This window comes from Mesorhizobium sp. LSJC285A00 (genome assembly GCF_000503155.1).
GTDB lineage: Bacteria > Pseudomonadota > Alphaproteobacteria > Rhizobiales > Rhizobiaceae > Mesorhizobium.
Genome location: NZ_AYVK01000010.1, coordinates 122,453 through 130,743 on the forward strand (window position 1 = coordinate 122,453; position 8,291 = coordinate 130,743).

Here is an 8,291-nt window from a genome sequence, read left to right on the forward strand (position 1 = left end):
TCGCCTGGAGTTTTCCGACTATGACGACTGCCTCGAAATCCGCGCCGCTCTCTGTCTGGCGGAGGTACAGGCGCTGCGTCTCGACATCTGCCGCGGCTTCACCGGCAACTTCATCGTGCCTGAGCAGCAATCGGGTTTCGGTGCGCAGCCGAACTTCTCGACGCTGACGCCCGAACCCGGCGAGATGCGCCGCATGGCCTATACGTCAGTAGCGCGCGGCGCCGATGGCGTGATGTTCTTCCGCTGGCGGCCGGCGCATTTCGGCGCCGAGATCTATTGGATGGGCATCATCGATCACGACGACATCCCGCGGCGGCGCTATGACGAGGCCAAGCAGTTTGCGGGCGAGGTCACGGCGCTCAAGGACAAGATCCTCGGCACGCATGTGCGCATGGATTTGGGCATCGCCGGATCAGATTTCGACAATCAAGAGATGCACCGCTCCTGCCCCATCGGCATGCCGAGCCCGCAGGACGATGCGACGCTGCTGCACCGCTATTGCTACCGCCACAACATCGCCTGCGGCTTCATCCATCCCGAGGATGATCTCAGCAAGCTCAAGGCGCTCTACGTGCCGCATTGGCTGAAATGGACCGATGCGTGGACGGCGCGGATCGAGGCCTTCGCCAAGGCGGGTGGAACGGTAATCCTGGGCGGCCGCACCGGATCACGCGACGTTAACAACCACGTCATCCGCGACACCTCACGGGCAAGACGCTCTCGGCGCTGGCCGGGATCACGGTCGAGGAGTTCGGGTTGCTGACGCCGATCGGCGGCGAGGGCCTGTTCGAGCATGGCGGCCGCTTCGGCGCCAATACGGTGCGCAAGAAGCTGCCAGCGACGTCGGCGAGCCGCCAATACGAGCTCAAGATCGGGAATGCGCAGGTGACGGCGGCGCATCTTTATGAGCTGCTTAACGTCGCGCCGGGCACGGAGGTTATCGGCAGCTGGGCCAGCCGCTTCGCCGAGGGCCAAGCCGCGATAACTTCGCGCAAAGTCGGCAGGGGCAAGGTGATCTACCTCGGCACGTACCTCAGCGACGCTCTGGTCGAGGTGCTGGCCGATCAAGTGCTGGCGCCCGCCGGTATCGTGCCGCTCATCGCAGACATGCCGGCCGGCGTCGAAGCGACCATCCGCGGAGCAAGGACCGCCGCCTGCTGTTCATCCTCAACACGCTGGGCGAGCCGGCAAGCATCGGCAATGTCCCCGCGGGCAAGGATTTGCTCGGCGATGGCAAAGTACGCGGCGGTAGGCTGTCGCTCCCGGCCTATGGCTGCAGCATCATCGAACTCGACTAGGGATATTGGCGCGAGGCCTTGGGAAACGCTCCAGGCATCTTTGTGTTGCCACGTGCCACGACTTTCAGCGCGACCGTCACGAACACGCTTTTCGTACGTCCCTTGATCCTTTCGATGAAAAGCCGTGCCGCGTTTGCGCCAAGTTCGGGCGCGCGATACGAGGCGGTATCAGGGGACCGCGCCGGCCTCTAAGGGCTCTTGACGATTTGCCTTGACTGCGCGACAGAACTCTATTGTATTTGTGGATACAAAAATCCAATTTGCGTTGATCAGAAAATTCAGCAAAAAAGATCCCCAGATGAGCCATTCGGCAATTCCCTACGCCCAGACGCCGGCCACTGCGGAGCAGGAAGCTTTTCTGCATCTGCAGTCTGCAATACGCCTCGGGCGTTACCGTGCAGGCGACCGGCTCATCCCGGAAGAGATCGCGGCCGAGATCGGCATGAGCCGGATGCCTGTGCGGGAGGCCTTCCAGCGGCTGGCAGTCGACGGGCTGGTGGTGATCCGCCCCAATCGTGGCTGTATCGTCGCTGGTCTGACGCTGGACGAGATCTACGAGACATTCGAGATTCGCTCGGTACTGGAAGGGCTTGCCGTTCGCCTGGCAATGCCTCGGATGAACACCGAAACCATTGCCGAACTTGAGCGCTTGTTGGCCCGGATGGAGCGCAGTGGCGCTGCCGGCGGCGCTGATTGGGTGACACGGCACCAGGAATTTCACGGCTACATTTGCAATCTAAGCGGCCGCCCGAAGCTTATTCGGCAAATCGCATCCCTGCATGTGACCATCGAGCCCTATCTGCGCATCTGGTTCGACTATGTCGAAAAACCGCTCAGCGCCGCGGAGGAGCATTCGGCAGTGATCGATTCGCTACGCGGCGGCGATGCCGAAGCTGCCGAAGCCGTGATGCGCAGACACATTCTCGACACGGCGCCGCTGCTGGCCGAGTTCGCGAGCCCGAGCCGACGTTGAGGTAGTCGGGCAAGAGGGATATTCGATTTCTACAAAGTGCCCTCGCAGGGCCGAAAAAAAGGGGAACAGAACCATGAAACTATTACCCATTGCATGTCTTGCGGCCGGATTGAGCTTAGCTGCCGCTTTGTCGGCTTCGGCCGAGGATGCGCCAAAGAAGATCACCATAGCGACGGAGGGCGCCTATGCGCCCTGGAACTTTACCACCGCTGATGGAAAGCCTGACGGCATGGAGGTCGAGCTCGCGCGCAATCTCTGTGAGCGTATGAAAATTGAATGCACCATCATTACGCAGGACTGGGATGGGCTCATCCCGGCGCTGACAGTTGGTAAGTTCGACGTCATCATGGCGAGCATGTTTATCACCGACAAACGACTTGAAGTCATAGACTTCACTCAACCCTATGCGATCGATCCTTCCGGGTTCGCCGTGGCGAAGGACAGCGCGCTCGGTGCGTTGGCCGGTTCGACCGAGAAGATAAAACTGGAAGACGAGGCCCCTGCCAAGGCGGCAATCGACAAGATCAAGCCGCTGATCGCCGGCAAGATCGTCGGCGTCCAGGCTGCGACGGCGAACTTGGAGTTCCTGAAAAAGTATTTCGACGGCGCCGTCGAAATCCGCGAGTACAAAACCACGGAACAGCACGACCTCGATCTCGCGGCCGGCCGTGTGGATGCCCTGTTTGCACAGCAGACCGCTTTGGCGGCAACCTTGGCCAAGCCGGAATTCTCAGGCTACACGGTCGCTGGTCCCGGCTTTCTCGGCGGGGTTTTCGGACGGGGCACTGGGGCAGGGCTGCGCAAGCAGGATACCGTGCTCAAGGCGATGTTCAACAAGGCGATCGATGAAGCCATTGCCGACGGCACCATCAAAAAGCTTTCGCTGAAATGGCTGAAGGCCGACGTCACGCCGCCCAAGTGAGAAGCCCTTCCCGGAGCGCGAACTAGCCGATGCTGGATAGCGTTCGTCTGCTAGGGTTTGGCGACGGCGGTTGGGCGGTGGCGCTGCTCAGCGCTGCGTTCGTAACGCTTCTGCTTTCGGTCGCCGGATTTATGGTCGGCTCGGTGATCGGCGCCTTGGCAGCTGCGGCCCGGGTCAGCGGGTCGCGCTCCCTCGGCTTGCTCGCCGATGCCTATTCCACGGTATTCAGGGGCGTTCCCGACCTCTTGACCATCTATCTCCTGTATTTCGGCGGTAGCATGGCGCTGACTGCGGTTGGCCATTGGTTTGGCGCCCAGGGCTTCCTTGGATTGCCGGCTTTCGCCACAGGCACAACGGCAATCGGCATAATTTCGGGTGCCTATCAGGCGGAGGTATTCCGCGGTGCCTACATCGCCATCGACCGCGGTCAGATCGAAGCAGCGCGCGCCTATGGCATGCCGCCTGCGCTCATGTTGCGCCGGGTGATCGCACCCCAGCTTATGCGTCACGCCATCCCGGGGCTAGGGAATGTGTGGCAACTGGTGCTCAAGGATTCAGCGCTGATTTCGGTAATCGGGCTTGTCGAACTGATGCGCCAGGCACAGATCGGGGCTGGATCGACCCGCGAGCCGTTTCTCTTCTACATGGCTGCCGCCGCTCTCTACCTGGCCATCGCCTCAGCGACGGGATTGCTGTTCAAGCGCGCTGAACGCCGCGCGCTTCGGGGCATTCGGGGGGTGTAATGGATTTCGCCTTTTTCGCTGAAATATTGCCAAAGCTGCTTGCCGGCCTGCCGCTGACGCTTGAGCTTGCCGGCACGTCCATCCTGCTCGGCGCCATCCTCGCCTTGGCTTTGGCGCTGGCCCAGCGCCTCCGCCAGCCCTTGATTGACTGGCCAATCAAGGGCTTCGTCGCGGTGTTTCGCGGCACGCCCCTGTTGGTCCAGATATTCCTGATTTACTACGGCCTTGGCCAGTTTCGGCCGACATTGCAGGAACTTGGTCTGTGGGGCCTTTTCCGCGAACCTTATTGGTGTGCCATCCTCGCGCTAACCCTCAACACCGCAGCCTATGGCAGTGAAATCCTCCGCGGCGCCATGCAGTCGGTCCCGTCCGGCCAGATTGAGGCGGCGCAGGCCTTTGGCATGACGCGACTGATGACCTTGCGCCGCATCGTCCTGCCGATCGCACTGCGCCAGGCTTTGCCAAGCTACGGCAACGAAATCATTTTGATGGTCAAGGGAACCTCACTTGCATCCATCGTTACGCTGATGGAAATCACCGGCATCGCCCAGGGCATCATCTCGCAAACCTACCGGGCCATGGAAGTTTTCGTCTGCGCCGGCGCTATCTACCTGATCCTCAATTTCATCATCACCCGGACGCTGGGCCGGCTCGAATACAATCTGTCACGGCATCTGCGCCCTGCATCGGGCCTTTCGACCGGTCCAACGTGATGGCTGGCGCTCACAGCATTCGTTTTAGGGAGTTTTTTTGCATATGAGGGATTTCGAGAAGCCAAACCGGTCGGTCGTGGTCGCACAGCATGGCATGGCCGCGACGTCCCATCCGTCGGCCACGCTTGCGGCCATCCGGATCCTGGAGGCGGGCGGCAACGCACTCGACGCGGCCATCGCCGCCAGCGCCGTCCAGTGCGTGGTCGAACCGGGATCGACCGGCATCGGCGGAGATTGTTTCGTACTGATGTCGAAGGAAGGCTCCAGCGAGATCATCGCCTACAACGGATCCGGCCGTGCCCCTGCGGCTGCAACAGCCGATTGGTATGCATCTCAGGGCATCACGGACATCGAGCGTCACTCACCGCATGCGGTAACGGTTCCCGGTGCGGTTGACGCCTGGACCCAGCTCAACGCCGATCATGGAAAACTGGCGCTGGGCAAGCTTTTCGCTCCTGCGATCGAGTTCTCCGAAAGCGGCTACGCCATCTCCCCACGCGTGCATTTCGACTGGGAACAGGAGGCGGCGCTGCTTTCCGCCGATCCTGGCGCAAAACGCATCTTTCTCCCTGGGGGGCGGGCGCCGAGGATCGGCGAGGTGCACCGGCAACCAGAACTCGCCGCAACATTCCGCAAGATAGCTACGGATGGACGCAACGCCTTCTACATGGGAGAGGTTGCCGAGGACATGGTTTCGCGCCTGCGAAGCCTCGGCGGTTTGCACACACTGGATGATTTCATGGGGGCCAGGGGCGAATATGTGACGCCGATAAAGACAGGTTTCCGCGGCCACGACGTCTACGAATGTCCGCCAAATGGCCAAGGCGTCATAGCGCTCATGATCCTCAATATCCTGTCGCGCTTCGAGGCCAAGGGTGACCCTCAATCCGCCGACCGGCTGCACATCGAGATCGAGGCGACGCGACTTGCTTATGCGGCGCGCGATGCTTTGCTCGCCGACCCGGCGAAGGTGGCGGTGCCGGTCGAGCAACTGCTTTCAAGCGCGACGGCGGATCGTCTGGCGAGGATGATTGATCTTGGCCGCGCGCGCGCGGATCTTCCTTCATTCGATATGCCGGTGCATCGCGACACGGTCTATATTTCCGTCGTCGACAAGGATCGCAACGCCGTCAGTTTCATCAACTCGATCTATTATGGTTTTGGCTCCGGCATCGTCGCGGCGCGCTCGGGCGTGATACTCAACAATCGCGGTATAAGTTTTTCGCTGGATCCCAACCACCCAAACGTTATCGAACCAGGCAAGCGCCCGCTGAACACGATCATTCCGGGCATGCTGGTGAAGGATGGGCGCGTTGTTATGCCTTTCGGTGTGATGGGTGGAGCGTATCAGGCCATGGGTCACGCGCACTTCCTGTCAAAAGTTCTTGATTTTGGCCTCGACCTTCAGCAAGCCATTGATCTGCCCCGCGTCTTTCCAATTCCTGGCACGATGGACGTGGAGGTCGAGAGCACGCTTCCAGTCGCGGTTCAGGAGGAACTGGCCGGTCGCGGATTCCGCATCGTCCCGGCGGAAGAGCCGATCGGGGGCGCCCAAGCGATCATGATCGACTGGATGAATGGAACGCTGCAGGGCGGTTCAGACCCACGCAAGGACGGCTGCGCAATCGGCATTTAGAACGCTACACAGGCGCTGGACGAGGAACAGAGGTCGGGGTCTCATTCTGGTCGGATCAAGTCTGACGAGAAAGCTTCCGGCAGCAGAGCCGACAGCCCTGAGCGGCCGGCTTCGGCATTTCGAGAACGCAAAGCGGCGCGGGATGTTGCAGAGCAAACCTTCGCAGCACCGTCGCCCAATCTGCGTGCTAGGACTGCGACGGCGGAAACCAGCGGAGGCTGATTTGACCATGCCATCTTCTACCACCAAGCGTGCGCTGATTACCGGGGCGGGTGCTGCCGACGGCATCGGCTTTGCCATTGCGCGGCAGCTCGGCCTAGCCGGTCACGCCGTTTTCCTGAACGGTGCCAGCGCGCGTGTACTCGATCGCGCCGCCGAGCTTTGCGCCGAGGGCATCAATGCCAAAGCCGCTGTCGCCGATCTCACCATCGCAGCTGAAGTCGCCAGGCTGCGGGCTGATGTCGGCGCTGTCGACATCCTGGTCAACAATGCCGGCATGGGTTCGCTGGCATCGCCCTCGTCCGATAAGGCGTTTCTTGCCATGACCGAGGCAGACTGGGACCACGGGATCGACGTCAGCCTGAAGACCGTATTCCTGGTCACCCGCGCATTTTTACCGGCGATGGTAGAGGCAGGCTATGGGCGCATCGTCAATGTGGCGTCGGTTACCGGGCCGCTGGTGTCTTTCGAAGGCACAGCAGCCTATTCCGCCGCCAAGGCCGGCATGGTCGGCCTGACGCGCACGCTGGCGCTCGAAGTGGCAAAAAGCGGCATCACGGCCAATGCCGTGGCGCCCGGCTGGATCGAAACGGGTTCGTCGAGCGCAATGGAGCGGCAAGCTGCCCTACACACGCCACCGGCGCGGGCCGGGCGACCGGACGAGGTTGCCGCAGCGGTGGTGTTCCTGGCATCGGAAGGCGCGAGTTACGTCAACGGCGCCCTGTTGGTGGTCGACGGCGGCAACAGTCTTCAGGAGCGCAAGGGCTGAATCCGAAACGAGGTCGTTCACGATCAGGTCGCGGGTTATGGAAAGCGTTGGAAATAGCATCGCCAACGCATTCGCCGAGGCTGAAGTGTGTGTGCGTGGGGGTGCGCATGGTCGCGACGACCTCCCAACCCCGAGCAAGGAAGAGTTCTGCCGTGGCGAGACCGAAACCCGACGAAGCACCGGTGATAAGAATTTCGGCATCAATGTATCTCTGTCGTTGGTACGACGAGATACGGACAAAAACGCCGGACTTTCAGCCCGGTGCGCACCCCGCTTGAGGTCGGACGCAGACTGCAGCTTGGATTGAGGCCTGAACACCTCGACGCGGGCGATGGGATTGCCATGCAGGCCAGTGTGGAATTCGTCGAGGCGCTGGGATCTACGTCCTATGTACATTCGACGCTGACAACCGGCGAGACCATCGTCGCCGAGCGGCGATCATTTCGGCCCAAGACTGGCGATCAGATCACGCTCCATTTCGCGCCTGCATCGGCGCGGCTATTTGGCGAAGACGGCGGGCGCTACAGTCCGCCTGGCCGGAGCATGTTGTCATTCACTCGCTCATGTTCTGAAGCGCGTTGTGCCTGACGATTTCCACGCATCGCAGACTAGCCAAGCGGATGACGCCTTTCTCCTTCAGCCGGGTGAATATCCGCGATACCGTCTCGATGGTGAGGCCGAGATAGTCGCCGATGTCCATGCGCGACATCGGAAGTTCGACCTGCCGCAACCCCCCTTGCCGTTCGGCCATGTCAACCAGGAACGCGGCGACGCGTTCGATGGCGCTCTGGCGACCGAGGACCAACAGGTGTTCCTGGGCTCTGGTCAACCCCTGGAGCGCTAGGGGCAGCAACTGATGGGACATGTCCGTTCCAGCAGTGAGGCGGAAGACGCGGACACCGGTGGAGTTGATGGCTTCAGCAAAGAAATGGTGCGTCGTGTCGGCTTCGAAGCCGAATGTCTCTCCGGATAGGTGAAAGGCACTGATCTGCCGGCGGCCGTCAGCAAGCAGGCGATA

General features: G+C 61.3%; 7 protein-coding genes and 2 pseudogenes. 7 read left to right on the forward strand and 2 right to left on the reverse strand.

The genetic code is table 11. From position 1 onward, the window contains the following. Positions 1-58 precede the first annotated feature (58 nt). From X726_RS1000000168780 to X726_RS157610, 7 genes and pseudogenes are all read left to right on the forward strand, one after another. Positions 59-1,298 (forward strand): annotated as a pseudogene (locus X726_RS1000000168780) (beta-galactosidase trimerization domain-containing protein); the annotation flags it as partial. Between the two features lie 211 nt (positions 1,299-1,509). Continuing rightward, entirely contained in the window at positions 1,510-2,271 is a 762-nt protein-coding gene (locus X726_RS157635) for a GntR family transcriptional regulator (protein WP_245272100.1), read from the forward strand. 73 nt (positions 2,272-2,344) lie between these two features. After that, entirely contained in the window at positions 2,345-3,193 is an 849-nt protein-coding gene (locus tag X726_RS157630; RefSeq protein ID WP_023669343.1) for a transporter substrate-binding domain-containing protein, read from the forward strand. Positions 3,194-3,222: 29 nt separating this feature from the next. Then, entirely contained in the window at positions 3,223-3,936 is a 714-nt protein-coding gene (locus X726_RS157625) for an ABC transporter permease subunit (RefSeq protein ID WP_023669344.1), read from the forward strand. Then, on the forward strand, positions 3,936-4,649 hold the full coding sequence (locus tag X726_RS157620) for an ABC transporter permease (RefSeq protein ID WP_023669345.1): 714 nt from the start codon (positions 3,936-3,938) through the stop codon (positions 4,647-4,649). Before X726_RS157625 ends, X726_RS157620 begins: the two co-directional genes overlap by 1 nt. A 43-nt stretch (positions 4,650-4,692) precedes the next feature. Then, on the forward strand, positions 4,693-6,285 hold the full coding sequence (gene ggt, locus X726_RS157615; RefSeq protein WP_023669346.1) for a gamma-glutamyltransferase: 1,593 nt from the start codon (positions 4,693-4,695) through the stop codon (positions 6,283-6,285). Positions 6,286-6,514: 229 nt separating this feature from the next. Beyond that, positions 6,515-7,273 carry an SDR family NAD(P)-dependent oxidoreductase gene (locus X726_RS157610; protein ID WP_023669347.1) on the forward strand — a complete coding sequence of 253 codons (759 nt, stop codon included), beginning with the start codon at positions 6,515-6,517 and terminating at the stop codon, positions 7,271-7,273. A 97-nt stretch (positions 7,274-7,370) separates the two neighbouring features. Here X726_RS157610 and X726_RS1000000170450 read toward each other — a convergent pair. Further along, positions 7,371-7,478 (reverse strand): annotated as a pseudogene (locus X726_RS1000000170450) (SDR family NAD(P)-dependent oxidoreductase); the annotation flags it as partial. Between the two features lie 348 nt (positions 7,479-7,826). Next, positions 7,827-8,291: helix-turn-helix domain-containing protein (locus X726_RS157605; RefSeq protein ID WP_023669348.1), on the reverse strand; the 465-nt coding region annotated here is incomplete at its 5' end.

Coding starts and splice junctions, on each gene's coding strand:
- X726_RS157610 (WP_023669347.1), top strand. CDS start 6,515: ATGCCATCTTCTACCACCAAGCGTGCGCTGATTACCGGGGCGGGTGCT.
- X726_RS157625 (WP_023669344.1), top strand. CDS start 3,223: ATGCTGGATAGCGTTCGTCTGCTAGGGTTTGGCGACGGCGGTTGGGCG.
- X726_RS157630 (WP_023669343.1), top strand. CDS start 2,345: ATGAAACTATTACCCATTGCATGTCTTGCGGCCGGATTGAGCTTAGCT.
- ggt (WP_023669346.1), top strand. CDS start 4,693: ATGAGGGATTTCGAGAAGCCAAACCGGTCGGTCGTGGTCGCACAGCAT.
- X726_RS157620 (WP_023669345.1), top strand. CDS start 3,936: ATGGATTTCGCCTTTTTCGCTGAAATATTGCCAAAGCTGCTTGCCGGC.